Below are 16,099 nucleotides of genomic sequence, written 5' to 3' on the forward strand. Positions count from 1 at the left end.
GGTGACCCAAAGAGAATTCGTCGTCCGCAGGCTGGTGGCGGGCGAGGGTGCTGCCCTGAGGCGCCTGCGCATGGCAGCACTCGAAAACGCGCCGCTTGCCTTCAGCTCGAGCCCGGAAGACGAGGCGCACCTGACCGACGCCGATTTCGAGGCGCGGACCAGCCTGCCCGAGCCGGATGCGGTGTATGGCGTTTTTGGTGGCGGCGAGCTGGTAGGCGTCGCGACCTTCATTGGCGAAAAGCGGCGGAAGACACGGCACAAGGGCGCGATGTATGGCGTCTATGTCGATCCTCGGTGGCGCGGCACAGGTGCCGCGCGGGCGCTGGTGCAGCGGGTCATCGATCACGCGACCGAACGCGGCCTTGCGGTACATGCCCATGTGATCGCCGACAACGATCCGGCGTTGCGCCTCTATCTCGGGCTCGGCTTCAAGCCCTTTGGCCGCGAGCCGAAGGCCCTGTTCTGGGACGGGCGGTTCCATGACGAGGTGCTTCTGGTCTTCGGCGCGGACTGAACCCGGCTTTCCGCAGAAGCGACAAAAATCGCAACAAAGACCGGTGCAGGGACCGGTTTGGCGCATCGTCCATGCTTGCAAGCCTATCCGGGACGGCTAAAGTCTCGCGCAACTGACCGGCGCCGCCGGTCCTGTGTTTTTCGGGGATCAGACCATGAATAGCCTCAAATTCGCGCTGGCCGGCGCCTTCGCCCTCATGCTTTCGCCCTTTGTCGCCCAGGCCCAGAGCCTGCCCGACCTCGGCGGCAAGACCGTCACCGTGGTGACCGAGAACGCCTATCCGCCGCTGCAGTTCATCGACCCCAAGACCGGCAAGCAGATCGGCTGGGAATATGACGCGATGGACGAGATCGCCAAGCGCCTGAACTTCAAGATCGAGTACCAGAACACCAGTTGGGACGCGATGATCCAGGCGGTCTCGGACGGCCAGTACCAGATCGGCATGACCGGCATCACCATCAAGGACGAACGCAAGGAAAAGGTCGACTTCTCCGATCCCTATATGCGTTCGCAGCAATTCATGCTGGTGCGCGCTGACGAGAAGCGCTTCACCGACGCCAAGAGCTTCGGTGCCCTCAAGGACGGCCTGATCGCGGCGCAGCCGGGCACCTCGCCCTTCTACACCGCCGTCTACGAAATCCTCGACGGCAACGAGCAGAACCCGCGCATCAAGCTGTTCGAGACCTTCGGCGCTACCGTGCAGGCACTCAAGGCCGGCGACGTCGACCTGGTGCTGACCGACAGCGTCGCGGCGCAAGGCTATGTCGATGCCTCGGAAGGCAAGCTCAAGGTGGTGGGCGAGGCTCTGGGCAGCGAGGACTTCGGCTTCATCTTCAAGAAGGGCTCGGATCTGGTTCAGCCGATCAACGCGGCGATTGCCGCGCTCAAGGCCGATGGCACCTTCGACGCGCTGAACAAGAAGTGGTTCCTCGACTACAAGATGGGCCAGTGATTGCGCTGCCGTCTCCGCTTCGCGGCGGAGACGGCAAACGTCCGGTCAGGCACCGGCTCCGTAGCGGCTGGCACCGGCGTGGTCGACGACATAGAGCCATGTGCCGTCTGCCTGCCTGCGGACGATCTCGGCGGTGAAGCCGGAATAGAGGGTCGTGCCTTCCTCATCGACGATTGCAAAATCGGCGCGCAGCAGCGCCAGGTCGCCATGTTCGACACAGAAGGTGTTTTGCGACCTCATCGTGCCGGGCATGCGCACCAGCCGCTCAAGTTCCTCGGCTATTGCGGCTTTGCCGGCAAAGCCGGCGCCGCCAGGATCGACCAGCAGCCGGGCATCGTCCTCGTAAAGCGCCAGCAGAGCCTCGACAGCGCCGCTGTTGCGGATGGCGGCAAAGGTTTCGTTCATGTCGGCTGGCCGGTAGACTTTCAATGACATTGGCTTTCTCCTTTGCTGCGGACGAAAACATGCCGCTTCAGAACTATCCAAACGGGTATCCCAAATGAATGCAGACATGACCGCGACCAGCGAGCGCGAGGCGCCGATGCCACGGCGGCCGGAGGTGTGCCCGGTCGAGGACTGGCTGTCCTTTCTCGGTCATCGCTGGAACGCGCTGGTTTTGTGGCAGCTGTCGGTCGGCCCGAAGCGGCACGGCAACCTGATGGCACAGCTTCCCGGCATCACCGCCAAGGTGCTGTCGGAGCGGCTGGACGGCCTGTTGGGGCGCGGGCTTGTCGAGCGCGGAGCAGTCGCTGCCTTCCCGCGCGGCGTCGTCTACTCGCTGACGGCGGGCGGACGCCGGGTGGTTGCCCTGCTCGACCAGTTCGAGACGCTGCCGCATTCCTTTGCCGGCCCGCGGCAGGGCGCAGCATGAGCCAGTATCCGGTCAAGAAGGATGATTTTCCTTGGTGGCTGGTGGCTGCCGTGGTCATCGGTGTGGCTTCGGCGGTGACGATCGCGATCAGCGACGTCTACACCCAGATTCTCGGAACATTGGTCAAAGGGCTTTGGGTGACGCTTTTCGTCACCATAGTCGCCTTTGCCATGGCCTCCGCGCTGGGTCTGTTCATCGCCTTGCTCGGACTGTCGAACTCGAAAGTGCTGCGCCAGGTCTCGCGCTTCTATGTCGAGATTATCAGAGGGCTGCCGATCCTGGTGCTGCTGTTCTGGATCGCCTTCGTCGGCGCACCGGCATTCGTGGTTGCTTGGAATTGGGTGACCATACCGCTGCAGTCGGCAGGGTTGATCGAGCCGATGCAGGTACGCGACTTCTCACTTTTGTGGCGAGCGATTATCGCGCTGACGATCGCCTATTCGTCCTTCATCGCCGAAATCTTCCGCGCAGGCATCCAGGCTGTCGACGTCGGCCAGATCGAGGCAGCGAAGGCGCTGGGGCTGTCGCGCTACCAGCGCTTCCGTCTGATTGTCTGGCCGCAAGCGTTCAGGACCATCTTGCCGCCCTATGGCAACGACTTCATCGCCATGGTGAAGGATTCTTCGCTGGTCTCGGTGCTGGGCGTCGCCGATATCACGCAGATGGCCAAGGTCTATGCCTCGGGCTCGTTCCGTTTCTTCGAAACCTATTCCATCGTAGCCTATGTCTATCTGCTGCTGACCGTCGGGCTGTCGCTCAGCCTGAGGGCGCTGGAGCGGCGGATGCGGAGGGATTTCAAGCCATGACCGACGAGGCCGACAAGACCGCGCTCGACATGGTCTATGCGGCGGAGACGGAAACGCAGCTGGCCGCTGCCTATGCGGGCTGGGCCAATGGCTACGACATGGAGACGGCGGCTCTCGGCTACTGCCTGCCTTTCGTGATTTCGGCATGGGTGGCGCGGCATGTGCCCAAGGGCGAAGGGCCGTTGCTCGACGCCGGTTGTGGCACGGGGCTGTCGGGGCCGTATCTTGGATCACTCGGGTATGGCGAGATCGAAGGGCTCGATCTTTCCGAGGCGATGCTCGAGCTGGCGCGGGCGCGCGGCGGCTACGGAGCGCTGACCAGGGCGGCACTTGGCGGGCCGTTGCCATGGGCCGACGGGCATTTCGCCGCCGTCTTCTCGACCGGCGTGTTCACCGCAGGCCATGCACCGGCGTCCAGCCTGGACGAGCTGACGCGGATCACCAGGCCGGGCGGCTTCGTCATTTTCACAGTGCGCGATGTCGTGCTGGACACAGGCGGTTTCCGTGAAAAATTCGCCGGGCTCGAGGCTGCGGGCAAATGGCTGCCGGTCGAGGAAAGCCAGCCGTTCCGGGCTTTTGCCGTGGCCGAACCGTATGTGATGGTGCAGGCATTCGTCTTCAGGGTCGCCTGACTTCAACGATGTCTGAAATGTCGCGCGTCATTCGGCCCCTGCGACCGGATGGCGGATTGCTGGCGCAGGCTTGCCGGTCAACTCTCCGGCCATGTCACAAATCAGCCGCCTGTTCGCCGATCCCCTGTCCCGCCTGCGTCTTGCCGGCCTTGTCGAGGGCACCACGCTTGTGTTCCTGGTGCTGGTCGCGGTGCCGCTGAAGCATCTCGCCGGCTATCCGCAAGTGGTCAGCGCCGCCGGGCCGGTGCACGGCGTCGCCTTCGTGTTCTACGTCGTGGCTCTCGTCGACAATTTTTCCGGCGGTGGTTGGACGGTGCGGGAGATGCTGCGCACCGGGCTTGCCTGTTTCGTGCCCTTCGGCACCTTCCTCAACGAGCGCTATCTCGCCGCCCGGGCGGCCGCCGGCCAATGAGCTACCTCATCATCAAGGCGCTGCATGTCGTGGCGATGGTTGCGTGGATGTCAGGCATGATTTTCGTGCCGCTGACCCTTTCGCGCATGCAGGCGGCCGGCAATATCGACGGCAAGCAGGTGGCGCGCCTGCAGAGCGGCTTCAGCCGGGTGGCGACGCCGGCCATGCTGGCGGTCTGGGCGCTGGGGCTCTACCTCGCCTACAGCGCCGGCCTGCTTGGCGATGCCTGGCTGCACGCCAAGATGGCGCTGGTCATGGCGATGTCGGCATTGCACGGCGTGCTGGCCGGGCAGCTTCGCCAGCTGGCGGGCGCGCGGCTGGCCAAGCCGGCAAAGCTGGTCCTCAAGCTGCATTGGCTTGTCGGAGCGCTGCTTGTGGCCATCGTCGGACTGGCTATCGTCAAGCCGTTCTGATGGAACCTGCGTTGCGATGACGCGTTGGGGGCTGAACCAAACGGAGCCGCCATTGGAACAGCTCGTCGAAGAATTCGGCCATCCGACCTACACTTCATTTCCTGTCATCGTGGCACGCATGCTGCTGGCTGCCGCATTCGGCGCGGCCGTCGGCTTCGAGCGCGAATGGCGCAACCGGCCGGCCGGTTTGAGGACGCATATTCTCGTCTGCGTGGCCGCGGCCACCTTCGCACTGCTGACGATCGAGATCGTGCATGCGCCGATGTTCGGGCCCGAGGTGTTGAAGGACGGTGCGAAGGTCGACCCGATCCGCGTGGTCGAGGCAGTCACCGCAGGCGTCGCTTTCCTTGCCGCAGGTGTGGTGTTCTTCAGCCGGGGCGAGGTGCAGGGGCTGACGACGGGAGCCGGTATGTGGCTGGCCGGTGCCATCGGTCTCGCCGCCGGGCTCGGCCTCTGGCAGATCGCTGCCTTCGTCACCTTGCTTGCGCTATGCGTGCTTGGCCTGCTGCACAGCTTGGAGGTCAAGTTCGACCTCAGCGAGGACAAGCGCGACGAGAAGCCCGGCGTGCGCAATCCGGCCAAGGGCAAGGCTGGCTAGTCAGCCGTCACTTTCGCCGCCTGACCGGGCCGGCGCATCGTCGCGAACCTTTTCGAACAGCTGCCGCAGCGACCGGCGCAGCCTTTCCATTTCCTCCGGGCTGGTCAGTTCGGCCCAGCGGTCGTCGACCTTGCGCCCGGTGGCGGACGCGATCGGGCGCACCGCCTTACCGCGTTCGGTGAGGAAGACCAGCCGGCCGCGGCGATCGTTGGGGTCGGGCCGCCGCTCGACATAACCAAGCTTCTCCAGCTCCTCGACGGCCTGGGTCATGGTCTGCTTGCGCACATGGGCGAGCTTGGTGAGTTCGCTGACCTGGATGCCCCCTGGCGGGGTGAAGGTGAAGACGTTGGCGTGCGGCGGGCGAATGTCGCCAAAGCCTGCGGCATCGAGGGCCGTGTCGACGGCCTGGGTCCAATGCTGGTGGACGAGACGCAGCAACAGGCCGAGCGGCGGATTTTCCGGGATCGTTTCTTTCAAGATGGACAGGTACCTGACTAATTGATATTAGACAGGTACCTTACTATTTAGCGGTCAGAAAGGAAAGCGGATGCCTGAGATCAATGTCCTCGACTCGACAATCTCTTATGCGGATGTGGGAAGCGGTGTGCCGTTCGTGTTCCTGCACGGCAACCCGACCTCGTCGCATCTTTGGCGCAACGTGCTTCCCGGTATCGGAGAAGGCGTGCGCCGTCTTGCGCCCGACCTGATCGGCATGGGCAGCTCCGGCAAGCCTGACATTGCCTACAAATTCGACGATCACGCCCGCTATCTCGACGCGTGGTTCGAGGCGATGGGGCTGGAGGAGGTCGTGCTTGTCGGCCACGACTGGGGCGGGGCGCTGGCCTTCTACTGGGCGGCACGCCATCCCGGGCGGGCCCTGGGGATTGCGGTGATGGAAACCATCGTGCGTCCGATGACGTGGGCCGACTTTTCCGACAGCGCCAGGCCGCGTTACGAAACGCTGCGCGGCGCAGGCACCGGCGAGACCAAGGTGCTGGATGAGAATTTCTTCATCGAGTTCGCCCTGCGCGCCACCGTGCTCAACGACCTGAGCGACGAGGATCTCGACGTCTATCGCAGACCCTATCCGACGCGCGAAAGCCGGCGGCCGCTGCTCGAATGGCCGCGCGCCATGCCGATCGAGGGCGAACCGGCCGACGTGATTGCCCGCATCGAGGCCTATGATCGTTGGCTGGCCGTGAGCGGCGACGTGCCCAAGCTGCTTCTGACCTTCGAAGGCTCGCCCGAGACGCTGATGATCGGGGACGAGATGATCCGCTGGTGCGCCGACAACATCGCCAGCCTGGAGATCGGCAATTGCGGTCCGGCCCGGCACGCAGCGCCCGAGGACCAGCCGGAGGCGATTGCCGCCGCCATTTCGGGCTGGGCCGACCGGCACGGGCTTCGCAACCGCAAAGCTGCGCTGGCCCACACTGCATAGTGGCTCGTGCCGGAATCCTGCTGGCCGGCTCCGCCGCTTGGGCCAGCAGGAGCTTGTGATTGCCGGGACGTCAAAAGATTGATATTGAGCCGCTTATGGAAGAACTGTTTGGAGATCCGGCCTACAAGGGTTTCGTGCTGCAGGACCACAAGCGCCTGCCGTCGCGTTTCTTTGCCCGGATCTCAGGCGCGCTGACCAGCCGACTTATCTAGTCGCCTGCGCCGAGCCGACGGGCCCTTGGCGCGCCCTATTGCCTTCCCCAGTTTCATATCGACGGATCCAAAGCCATGAGCGCACCGCGTACCCTCTACGACAAGATCTTTGACGACCACATCGTCGACCGCCAGGACGACGGCACTTGCCTGCTCTACATCGACCGCCATCTCGTCCACGAGGTGACCAGCCCGCAGGCCTTCGAAGGTCTGCGCATGGCCAACCGCAAGGTCCGTCACCCCGAAAAGACGCTCGCAGTCGTCGACCACAACGTGCCGACCTCGCCGGATCGCAAGAACGGCATCAAGAACGAGGAAAGCCGCATCCAGGTCGAGGCACTGGCCAAGAATGCCGCCGACTTCGGCGTGGAATATTACTCCGAGAACGACAAGCGTCAGGGTATCGTTCACATCGTCGGCCCCGAGCAGGGTTTTACCCTTCCGGGCATGACCATCGTCTGCGGTGACAGCCATACCTCGACGCATGGTGCTTTCGGTGCCTTGGCGCACGGCATCGGCACGTCCGAGGTCGAGCACGTGCTGGCCACCCAGACGCTGATCCAGAAGAAGGCCAAGAACATGCTGGTGCGTGTTGACGGCCAGCTGCCTGATGGCGTCACCGCCAAGGACATCGTGCTTGCCATCATCGGTGAGATCGGCACTGCCGGGGGCACCGGCTACGTCATCGAATACGCCGGTGAAGCGATCCGTGCGCTGTCGATGGAAGGCCGCATGACGATCTGCAACATGTCGATCGAGGGCGGTGCCCGAGCCGGCCTGATTGCACCCGACGAAAAGACCTACGCCTACGTCCAGGACAAGCCGCGCGCGCCGAAGGGCAAGGCGTGGGACATGGCGCTGGAGTACTGGAAGACCCTGCACACCGACGAAGGCGCGCATTTCGACAAGGTCGTGGTGCTCGACGCAGCATCGCTGCCGCCCATCGTCACCTGGGGCTCGTCGCCCGAGGATGTCGTTGCCGTCACCGGCGTGGTGCCGGATGCAGAGGTGATCGAGGACGAGAACAAGCGCAACTCCAAGAAGCGCGCGCTCGACTATATGGGCCTGTCGGCCGGCACCAAGATCACCGACATTGCCATCGACCGCGTCTTCATCGGCTCGTGCACCAATGGCCGCATCGAGGATCTGCGCGCTGTGGCCAAGGTGGTCGAGGGCAAGAAGGTGGCCTCGACCGTCAACGCCATGATCGTGCCGGGCTCTGGCCTGGTGAAGGAGCAGGCGGAAGCCGAAGGCCTCGACAAGATCTTCGTCGAGGCCGGGTTCGACTGGCGCGAGCCGGGCTGCTCGATGTGCCTCGCCATGAATGATGATCGCCTCAAGCCGCATGAGCGCTGCGCCTCGACCTCGAACCGCAACTTCGAGGGCCGTCAGGGCTTCAAGGGCCGTACCCATCTGGTGTCTCCGGCAATGGCCGCTGCCGCTGCGATCGCGGGCCACTTCGTCGACATCCGCGACTGGAACTGAGCACAACGGAAACAAATTAGCGTATCGATCAAAAGGCGGTGGGCGCGAGCCTGCCGCCTTTTCAATTTGTTGAGGATGACTTGAAGGTTACGTGCGCAGCCAGGTCACGTTAACGTCTTTTTCTCGCTGATATGGTTTGGTTCGTCCCTAGGAGACGACTTCAGACGATGAGCGGTGCAGAGTTCATTCTCGCGATCAACGTGTTCGTTGCCGGCCTGCTGGCCGCGTCGTTCATGGCGATCTCGATCTATGACGCCAGGCGCGTTTCCGCGCGCTGGTTTGCGCTGTGCTATTTCACCGGCCTGATCTACATCGCCACCGAATTCGCGATCCCGTGGTTCGAAAACACCCGGCCGATCGCCACCGCCAATTTCGTTGCTTTCCTTGCGACGCTCATCATCATGAATGTCGGGCTGGCGCGCCGCTACGAGATGGCGGCGCCATGGCGCTCGATGCTGCTGTTCCTGGCGCTGGCGACGGTTGCCGTCTACGCGACCCAGGCACTGCCGCGCGATTCGCTGCTTCGGATGATGACTTACCAGACGCCCTACGCTATCGCGCAGGCGGTGGGGGCGGCGATCGTGCTGCGCTCGCGCGGCAAGTTGAGCCAGTTCGACTACGGCCTCGCCGCCGTGCTTCTGGCGAGCGCGCTGCAGTTCTTCTCCAAGCCCTATCTGGCGCTGGCTGTCGGCGGGCCGGGTTCGGATCCGCATCTTTATCTGCAGAGCACCTATGCGATGATCTCGCAGGCGTTGGGCACGATCTTCGCGTTGTCCATCGCGCTGACGCTGCTGGTGATCCTGGTGCGTGACATCGTTGCCGAGGCGACGCACAAGTCGGAGACGGATGCGCTGTCAGGGCTGCTCAACCGCGGCGGCTTCCAGCGGCGCGCCGGCATCGCGCTGCGCGAGGCTGAGCGCCATGGCCTGCCGGTGACACTCGTCATCTCCGACCTCGATCACTTCAAGTCGATCAACGACACCTATGGCCACGCCTCTGGTGACCGGGTCATCGAGGCCTTCGCCCGCTTCATCCACGAATCCAAGGTGGGGCACCACATTGCGGGTCGCATAGGCGGCGAGGAATTCGCCATCATTCTGCCGGGCACGCATCTGGCGGCGGCACGGCTGTTCGCCGAAGGTGCTCGCAGCGCCTTTTCGGCGCTGGCGATTGACGGGCTGCCGTCGAACCGGCGCTTTACCGCGAGTTTCGGCGTCGCCCAACTGATAGCCGGCGAAGTGATCGACCAGCTGATGCGCCGGGCGGACGCCGCACTCTACGAAGCCAAGAAAGACGGGCGCGATTGCGTGCGCGTGGCGCCGGGCAGTTTTGCCGAGGTGCAGGCCGAGACCAACGTCGTACCATTCGGCGGCAAGCCGCCGGCCTGAGCCCGATCAGGCGTCAGTAGCAGCGCAGGAAGGGCTGGGGGATCTCGCCCTCGGAGAAGCCATACATGTAACTGCGGCCCTTGAGCAGCATAGGCGGGCTGTAGCAATGGCGTCCGGCCTGGTCGCCCTGCTGGTCGAGATAGATCACCTTGGGGCCGGTGGCGCCGGTGTAGGCGGCGAGCTTGCGGGCCGAATGGCCCTGGCCGACGACGATGCGCTTGTAGCCGGCAGCACCTTCGACCACGAGATTTCCGAAAGAATCGGCATAGACACGATCCTGCGACCAGCCGCCCGACAGAGCCGGCGAAGATATGGCCAGTGCTGCCGCAAACGCCAGCGGCGTGGTCGCCAGAAATGCCAATACAGGACGCATCGTGCTCTCCATGCTGGCCGGCTAAACGAAACCGGATGCTGCGGTGCAGCTTAATCCTTTCTTTACCTTTGTTAAGGGTCGGGTACAAAAGATTAATAAGTATGGTTAATTTTCTCCTTAGGGCGGGCTGCGACTCGGCTGGCGGGTGGGCGGGGCCGACGCGAAAGTTGCCGTAATCCCAACGAGATGGAGCGAATGGATGCGCAACGGCTACCCACGCGGGTGGTGCTCGCGTCTCTTCAATCGATTGAAGCCGCGATGTGACTAAATAGGTGCGCCAGAACGGTTTTCCGACTTTGACGCGGTGCAAAAAGCGCATTAGAAAGCCCGCAGTTCGACGTCGCAAAACTGTGCGACGACGCCGTATTCAAGCCACGCTCGGACGCAGACCCGGGGGAGCCATGAGCAAATCACAAGCAACCCAATCGCGAGCGCGGCCGCTTTCGCCGCATCTCGGAATCTATCGGCCGACTGTCACCATGACGACGTCGATCGTTCACCGCATTACCGGTTGCGCGCTGTATTTCGGCACGCTGCTGGTTGCCTGGTGGCTGATCGCTGCGGCGACTTCCAGGGAATACTTCGATTTCGTCAGTTGGGTGTTCGGCAGCTGGATCGGCCAGCTCGTGCTGTTCGGCTACACCTGGGCGCTGATGCAGCACCTGCTTGGCGGCGTCAGGCACCTGATCTGGGACACCGGCGTCGGCCTCGAGAAGCACACGGCTTCGAAGATCGCCTGGGCGACGGTGTTCGGTTCTGTCGTGCTGACGCTGCTCGTCTGGATCGTCGGCTACATGCTGCGGGGAGCATAAGATGAGCGGCTCGAGCAACGATATGCGCACGCCATTGGGCAAGGTGCGCGGCCTGGGTTCCGCCCGCGAAGGCACCATGCATTTCTGGCGCCAGCGCCTGACCGCGGTCGCCAACATTCCGCTGATGCTGTTCTTCGTCGGCCTGCTGATTGCCCTCAATGGCGCCGATTACGATGCCGTGCGCGCTTCGCTGGCCAATCCGTTCGTGGCGCTGGTGATGGCGTTGGTGCTGATCTCGGGCCTCTACCACATGCGGCTCGGCATGCAGATCGTCATCGAGGATTACGTGCATGGCGAGGGCGGCAAGCTCGTCCTCCTCATGCTGAACACCTTCTTTACCATTGTAGTCGGCGCGGCCACGTTGTTCGCCCTGCTCAAGATTGCATTCGGAGGCTGATACGGTGGCCAGCAAGTCCAGCGGAGCATCCGCCTACACATTCGTCGACCACAAGTTCGATGTCGTCGTCGTCGGCGCCGGCGGCGCCGGCCTGCGGGCCACGCTCGGCATGGCCGAGCAGGGTCTGAAGACGGCCTGCATCACCAAGGTTTTCCCGACCCGTTCGCACACGGTCGCGGCACAGGGCGGCATCGCCGCCTCGCTCCAGAACATGGGACCCGATTCCTGGCAGTGGCACCTCTATGACACCGTCAAGGGCTCGGACTGGCTCGGCGATGTCGACGCCATGGAGTATCTGGCGCGCGAAGCGCCGGCTGCGGTCTACGAGCTTGAGCACTACGGCGTGCCGTTCTCGCGCACCGAAGACGGCAAGATCTACCAGAGGCCGTTCGGCGGCCACATGATGAACTATGGCGACGGTCCGCCCGTGCAGCGCACCTGCGCTGCCGCCGACCGCACCGGCCACGCCATCCTGCACACGCTCTATGGCCAGTCGCTGAAGAACAATGCTCAGTTCTTCATCGAGTATTTCGCCCTCGACCTGATCATGGAGCCGGATGGCACCTGCACCGGCGTCGTGGCCTGGAACCTCGATGACGGCACTATCCATCGCTTCTCGGCCAAGATGGTCGTGCTGGCCACCGGCGGCTACGGCCGCGCCTACTTCTCGGCAACGTCGGCGCACACCTGCACCGGTGACGGCGGTGGCATGGCCGCACGCGCCGGCCTGCCGCTGCAGGACATGGAGTTCGTGCAGTTCCACCCGACCGGCATCTACGGCTCGGGCTGCCTGATCACCGAGGGTGCCCGCGGTGAAGGCGGCTACCTGGTCAATTCCGAAGGCGAGCGCTTCATGGAGCGCTATGCACCGTCGGCCAAGGACCTTGCGTCGCGCGACGTGGTTTCGCGCTGCATGACGCTGGAAATCCGCGATGGTCGCGGCGTCGGCAAGAACAAGGATCACATCTTCCTGCATCTGGACCACCTCGATCCGGCGGTCCTGCATGAAAGGCTTCCCGGTATCTCGGAATCGGCAAAGATCTTCGCCGGCGTCGACGTGACCCGCGAACCGATCCCGGTGCTGCCGACGGTCCACTACAACATGGGCGGCATCCCGACCAATTTCTGGGGCGAGGTGCTGAATCCGACCAAGGACAATCCGGACCGCGTGTCGCCCGGCCTGATGGCCGTCGGCGAGGCCGGCTGCGCCTCGGTGCACGGGGCCAATCGTCTTGGCTCGAACTCGCTGATCGATCTCGTGGTGTTCGGCCGTGCTGCCGCCATCCGCGCGGGTGAGGTCATCGACCGCGATGCGCCGATTCCTTCGCCGAACGAGGCTTGCGTCGAAAAAATCATGGCGCGCTTCGACCGCCTGCGGAACGCCAATGGCTCGACGCCGACGGCGGTGCTGCGCGAGAAGATGCAGAAGGCCATGCAGGAAGACGCTGCCGTGTTCCGCACGCAGGAATCGCTCGAGCAGGGCTGCAAGCGCATCTCCGAGATCTGGGGCGAGCTCAAGGACGTCAAGGTCTTCGATCGCTCGCTGATCTGGAACTCGGACCTGGTGGAGACGCTGGAACTCGAGAACCTGATGGCCAACGCCATCGCCACCGTCTATGGCGCCGAAGCCCGCAAGGAAAGTCGCGGTGCGCATGCCCGCGAGGACTTCTCCTCGCGCGACGACGCCAACTGGCGCGTGCACACGCTGGCCAATGTCGCGGAGGACGGCAAGGTGACGCTGACCTACCGGCCCGTGCACACCGAGCCGCTGCTCAAGGAAGAAGACGGCGGCATCAGCCTCGCCAAGATCGCGCCGAAGGCGCGCGTGTACTGAGCCATGGCGCTGCCGGCGGCAGGATATTCACCAACGCCGCTTGCGGCCAAGCTCGGCCTCAAGGACGGGCAGAGCGTGGTGTTTGTCGACCTGCCGGACGAACTCGGCGAACTGGCTTCGTCGCGCGACTTTGCGGCGAAGAAGCTGACGGGCTGGTCAGGTCTTGCTGAAGCCGGAGGCGGGCATGACGTGGTCCATGCCTTCACCAGGCGGCGTGCCGACCTCGACGACAGTGCCGAGACATTCAAGAAGATGATCGCGCCCGACGGCGCGGTCTGGATCTCCTGGCCCAAAAAGGCAGCGAAGATCGCGACCGACGTGACGGAAGACGTCATCCGCGAGGTGGTGCTGCCCAAGGGGCTTGTGGACGTAAAAGTCTGTGCCGTGGACGCCGTGTGGAGCGGGCTCAAGCTCGTCATCCGCAAGGAATTGCGCGCCAAGATGTGAGGAACCGATCGTGGTCGAACTGACACTCCCCAAGAACTCGCAGGTGAAGCCGGGCAAGACCTGGCCCAAGCCGGAGGGCGCGACCAATCTGCGCGAATACCGGATCTATCGCTGGAACCCCGACGATGGCGAGAACCCGAGCATCGACACCTATTTCGTCGATGTCGACGATTGCGGCCCGATGGTTCTGGATGCGCTGCTCTACATCAAGAACAAGATCGACCCGACGCTGACGCTGCGCCGCTCATGCCGCGAAGGCATCTGCGGCTCCTGCGCGATGAACATCGACGGTTCGAACACGCTGGCCTGCACCAAGGGTTGCGACGACATTTCCGGCGCGGTGAAGATCTATCCGCTGCCGCACATGCCTGTCGTCAAGGACCTGGTGCCCGACCTCACCAACTTCTACGCCCAGCACCGCTCGATCGAGCCATGGCTGAAGACGGTGTCGCCGGAGCCGGCGAAGGAATGGCTGCAGAGCCATGAGGACCGCCAGAAGCTCGACGGCCTCTATGAGTGCATCCTGTGCGCCTGCTGCTCGACGTCGTGCCCGAGCTACTGGTGGAACGGCGACCGCTATCTCGGCCCGGCCGTGCTGCTGCAGGCCTATCGCTGGCTGATCGACTCCAGAGACGAAGCCAAGGGCGAGCGCCTCGACAATCTCGAGGATCCGTTCCGGCTCTATCGTTGCCACACGATCATGAACTGCGCCCAGACCTGCCCGAAGGGTCTGAACCCGGCCAAGGCGATCGCCGAAATCAAGAAGATGATGGTCGAGCGGCGCGTTTAGTTCGGCGATCGATTGTCGGCTCCGCGCCTGTGGTGTTGCGGCAGCCGAGATCAAGCAGATGATGGTTGAACGCCTGAAGTGAGGCTATAGCGGCTGATATGACGGACACGGACCTTCCCAATCTCACTGCGGTCGAAGCACGCGTGCTCGGCTGCCTGATCGAGAAGAAGGAATTGACGCCCGACGTCTACCCGATGACTTCGAATGCGCTGGTGTCTGCCGCCAACCAGAAGACGTCGCGCGAGCCGGTCATGGCCCTGGAAATGGTCGACATCACCAGGGCGCTCGCTTCGTTGCAGGCGAAGGGACTGGCGAAGCAGCAGTTTGCCTCGCGGGTCGAGCGCTACGAACATCAGATGGCCCAGAAGTTCTCGCTGACACGCAACCAGAGTGCTGTGGTCGGAATGCTTCTGCTGCGCGGACCGCAGACCGTCTATGAGTTGCTCGCCCGCACCGAGCGCATGGCGAACTTCGCCGATGCCGACGCTGTGCGCGGCGAACTCGACATGCTGATCGGCCGCCGGCCGGCGCTGGTCAAGGAGATCGGCCGCGCCCCCGGCCAGCGCGAGGATCGCTTTGCGCATCTGTTGTCAGGCGATGTCGACGTTGCCGCCGTCGCCACTGTTGCGAGCCGAGCACCGAGCACGGCCTCACCCGCCGTGTCGGAGCTTGAGGAACGCGTTCGCCTTCTGGAAGAAGAAGTGGCGGCGCTGAAGGCGCGGCTCGACGCTGTCGGCGGATAAGCGCTCGGCGAACGACAGCGGGTCCGCATCGCTGACCGCTTGGTCGACCTTGTTCCTTTGCATCTGCTATAGCGCTCCGTGTTGATTGGCACGCGAGGGGTGGCAGATTTGATCGATCGGCATTTTCCAGCATCGATGGATCCGGCAATTGTGGCCGAGATCGACAGCCGCCTGGCGGATGTCGCACGTCGTCACCATGTGTCGATTCCCCTGGCAGTCGAGAGCGGCAGCCGGGCTTGGGGGTTTCCATCGCCCGATAGCGACTATGATTGCCGATTTGTGTTTGTCAGGGCGGCCAGCGAGACTTTCACGCTGTTCCCCGAGCGCGATGTCATCGAAATGCCGTTGACTTCGATCCTTGACGTCAACGGCTGGGAGCTTTCCAAGGCCCTGAAGCTGTTGCTCAAGGGCAATGTGGTCGTGGTCGAGTGGCTGACGTCCCCCTTGACCTACCAATGCGACACAACGTTTCGCGAGGCGTTCGCCAAGCTTGCGGACCAGGTCGCTGATCGTGCGTTGACAGGGCGACACTATTACCACCTGGCGGCCAATCACCTCGAACGTTTCCTGGCAACACCGGAGCGGGTGCCGCTCAAGAAGCTTTTCTATGCCTTGCGCCCCTTGATGGCCCTGAAATGGCTGGACGAGAATCCGAACTCGGCAATCGCACCGATGAACTTCCCAACCCTCTGCGCAGGCGTGACTCTTGAACCTGCCGTCGTCGGGGCCATTGATGAATTGATGGCACGCAAGGCCGAAACCCGCGAACTTGGCGAAGGGGAAATACCAGCGCCTATACGGGCTTTCCTGGCTGCGGAGTATCCGCGTGCGCAGACATGGCGAGATGGGGCTGAGGCGCGCCGTCCGGGCAGCGAACGACTTCTCGATGATTTTTGGCGGGAATGGAGCCACAGGCTTGCCCCATCGAACTGATCTGCCGCGCATAGTGGCCTGATACTGGCGAGGCTATGCTGCCCCT

21 protein-coding genes are annotated in these 16,099 nt (G+C 63.5%); 18 read left to right on the forward strand and 3 right to left on the reverse strand.

The genetic code is table 11. The annotated features are described in order from the left end of the window. The first annotated feature begins 1 nt into the window (after nt 1). Both NDO48_RS07740 and NDO48_RS07745 read left to right on the forward strand, forming a co-directional pair. Nucleotides 2-514: a GNAT family N-acetyltransferase gene (locus NDO48_RS07740; protein ID WP_026227665.1), complete on the forward strand. Its 513-nt coding sequence runs from the start codon at nt 2-4 to the stop codon at nt 512-514. 154 nt (nt 515-668) lie between these two features. Further along, the gene (locus tag NDO48_RS07745) at nt 669-1,466 is read left to right on the forward strand and encodes a transporter substrate-binding domain-containing protein (protein ID WP_018430322.1); all 798 of its coding nucleotides are present in this window, start codon (nt 669-671) and stop codon (nt 1,464-1,466) included. 45 nt (nt 1,467-1,511) lie between these two features. On the opposite strand, the gene NDO48_RS07750 is transcribed toward NDO48_RS07745, so the two are convergent. Next, entirely contained in the window at nt 1,512-1,901 is a 390-nt protein-coding gene (locus NDO48_RS07750; protein ID WP_267321251.1) for a nuclear transport factor 2 family protein, read from the reverse strand. 76 nt (nt 1,902-1,977) lie between these two features. Here NDO48_RS07750 and NDO48_RS07755 point away from each other — a divergent pair, with 76 nt between their 5' ends. The 6 genes from NDO48_RS07755 (at nt 1,978) to NDO48_RS07780 (ending at nt 5,198) form a co-directional block, all read left to right on the forward strand. Further along, nucleotides 1,978-2,337: a winged helix-turn-helix transcriptional regulator gene (locus NDO48_RS07755; protein ID WP_267321252.1), complete on the forward strand. Its 360-nt coding sequence runs from the start codon at nt 1,978-1,980 to the stop codon at nt 2,335-2,337. Further along, entirely contained in the window at nt 2,334-3,143 is an 810-nt protein-coding gene (locus tag NDO48_RS07760; protein WP_267321253.1) for an amino acid ABC transporter permease, read from the forward strand. The genes NDO48_RS07755 and NDO48_RS07760 overlap by 4 nt, the downstream gene beginning before the upstream one ends. Further along, complete coding sequence (locus NDO48_RS07765; RefSeq protein WP_267321254.1) at nt 3,140-3,775, forward strand: class I SAM-dependent DNA methyltransferase; 636 nt, start codon at nt 3,140-3,142, stop codon at nt 3,773-3,775. Before NDO48_RS07760 ends, NDO48_RS07765 begins: the two co-directional genes overlap by 4 nt. Before the next feature lie 91 nt (nt 3,776-3,866). Then, a complete protein-coding gene (locus NDO48_RS07770) occupies nt 3,867-4,187 on the forward strand; it encodes a DUF3817 domain-containing protein (RefSeq protein ID WP_018430317.1) in 321 nt (106 codons plus the stop codon). Next, nucleotides 4,184-4,600 carry a CopD family protein gene (locus tag NDO48_RS07775; protein ID WP_018430316.1) on the forward strand — a complete coding sequence of 139 codons (417 nt, stop codon included), beginning with the start codon at nt 4,184-4,186 and terminating at the stop codon, nt 4,598-4,600. The genes NDO48_RS07770 and NDO48_RS07775 overlap by 4 nt, the downstream gene beginning before the upstream one ends. 52 nt (nt 4,601-4,652) lie before the next feature. Continuing rightward, complete coding sequence (locus NDO48_RS07780; protein ID WP_267321255.1) at nt 4,653-5,198, forward strand: MgtC/SapB family protein; 546 nt, start codon at nt 4,653-4,655, stop codon at nt 5,196-5,198. On the opposite strand, the gene NDO48_RS07785 is transcribed toward NDO48_RS07780, so the two are convergent. Continuing rightward, on the reverse strand, nt 5,199-5,675 hold the full coding sequence (locus NDO48_RS07785; protein WP_267321256.1) for a MarR family winged helix-turn-helix transcriptional regulator: 477 nt from the start codon (nt 5,673-5,675) through the stop codon (nt 5,199-5,201). 70 nt (nt 5,676-5,745) lie between these two features. On the opposite strand from NDO48_RS07785, the gene NDO48_RS07790 reads away from it, so the two are divergent. From NDO48_RS07790 to NDO48_RS07800, 3 genes are all read left to right on the forward strand, one after another. Next, on the forward strand, nt 5,746-6,639 hold the full coding sequence (locus NDO48_RS07790) for a haloalkane dehalogenase (protein ID WP_267321257.1): 894 nt from the start codon (nt 5,746-5,748) through the stop codon (nt 6,637-6,639). A gap of 287 nt (nt 6,640-6,926) precedes the next feature. Further along, nucleotides 6,927-8,336 (forward strand): 3-isopropylmalate dehydratase large subunit, encoded by a 1,410-nt coding sequence (gene leuC / locus NDO48_RS07795; protein ID WP_018430311.1) that lies wholly within the window; start codon nt 6,927-6,929, stop codon nt 8,334-8,336. A gap of 167 nt (nt 8,337-8,503) precedes the next feature. Next, the gene (locus NDO48_RS07800; RefSeq protein ID WP_267321258.1) at nt 8,504-9,724 is read left to right on the forward strand and encodes a sensor domain-containing diguanylate cyclase; all 1,221 of its coding nucleotides are present in this window, start codon (nt 8,504-8,506) and stop codon (nt 9,722-9,724) included. Between the two features lie 13 nt (nt 9,725-9,737). On the opposite strand, the gene NDO48_RS07805 is transcribed toward NDO48_RS07800, so the two are convergent. Then, nucleotides 9,738-10,097 carry a hypothetical protein gene (locus tag NDO48_RS07805; protein WP_026227662.1) on the reverse strand — a complete coding sequence of 120 codons (360 nt, stop codon included), beginning with the start codon at nt 10,095-10,097 and terminating at the stop codon, nt 9,738-9,740. Nucleotides 10,098-10,498: 401 nt separating this feature from the next. Here NDO48_RS07805 and sdhC point away from each other — a divergent pair, with 401 nt between their 5' ends. The 7 genes from sdhC to NDO48_RS07840 all read left to right on the forward strand — a co-directional run bounded on the left by sdhC (nt 10,499) and on the right by NDO48_RS07840 (nt 16,053). Further along, complete coding sequence (sdhC, locus tag NDO48_RS07810) at nt 10,499-10,909, forward strand: succinate dehydrogenase, cytochrome b556 subunit (protein WP_026227661.1); 411 nt, start codon at nt 10,499-10,501, stop codon at nt 10,907-10,909. A 1-nt stretch (nt 10,910) separates the two neighbouring features. Then, nucleotides 10,911-11,306 carry a succinate dehydrogenase, hydrophobic membrane anchor protein gene (gene sdhD, locus NDO48_RS07815; protein ID WP_267321259.1) on the forward strand — a complete coding sequence of 132 codons (396 nt, stop codon included), beginning with the start codon at nt 10,911-10,913 and terminating at the stop codon, nt 11,304-11,306. A gap of 4 nt (nt 11,307-11,310) precedes the next feature. Next, nucleotides 11,311-13,140 (forward strand): succinate dehydrogenase flavoprotein subunit, encoded by a 1,830-nt coding sequence (gene sdhA / locus NDO48_RS07820; protein ID WP_018430306.1) that lies wholly within the window; start codon nt 11,311-11,313, stop codon nt 13,138-13,140. Between the two features lie 3 nt (nt 13,141-13,143). After that, on the forward strand, nt 13,144-13,587 hold the full coding sequence (locus NDO48_RS07825) for a DUF3052 family protein (RefSeq protein ID WP_018430305.1): 444 nt from the start codon (nt 13,144-13,146) through the stop codon (nt 13,585-13,587). A 10-nt stretch (nt 13,588-13,597) separates the two neighbouring features. Then, complete coding sequence (locus NDO48_RS07830) at nt 13,598-14,377, forward strand: succinate dehydrogenase iron-sulfur subunit (protein ID WP_018430304.1); 780 nt, start codon at nt 13,598-13,600, stop codon at nt 14,375-14,377. Nucleotides 14,378-14,475: 98 nt separating this feature from the next. Then, a complete protein-coding gene (locus NDO48_RS07835; protein WP_267321260.1) occupies nt 14,476-15,120 on the forward strand; it encodes a YceH family protein in 645 nt (214 codons plus the stop codon). A 99-nt stretch (nt 15,121-15,219) separates the two neighbouring features. After that, on the forward strand, nt 15,220-16,053 hold the full coding sequence (locus tag NDO48_RS07840) for a nucleotidyltransferase domain-containing protein (protein WP_267321261.1): 834 nt from the start codon (nt 15,220-15,222) through the stop codon (nt 16,051-16,053). Nucleotides 16,054-16,099: the final 46 nt, after the last annotated feature.

Source organism: Aminobacter sp. MET-1 (assembly GCF_026521175.1).
In the GTDB taxonomy this organism is placed as follows: Bacteria; Pseudomonadota; Alphaproteobacteria; order Rhizobiales; family Rhizobiaceae; genus Aminobacter.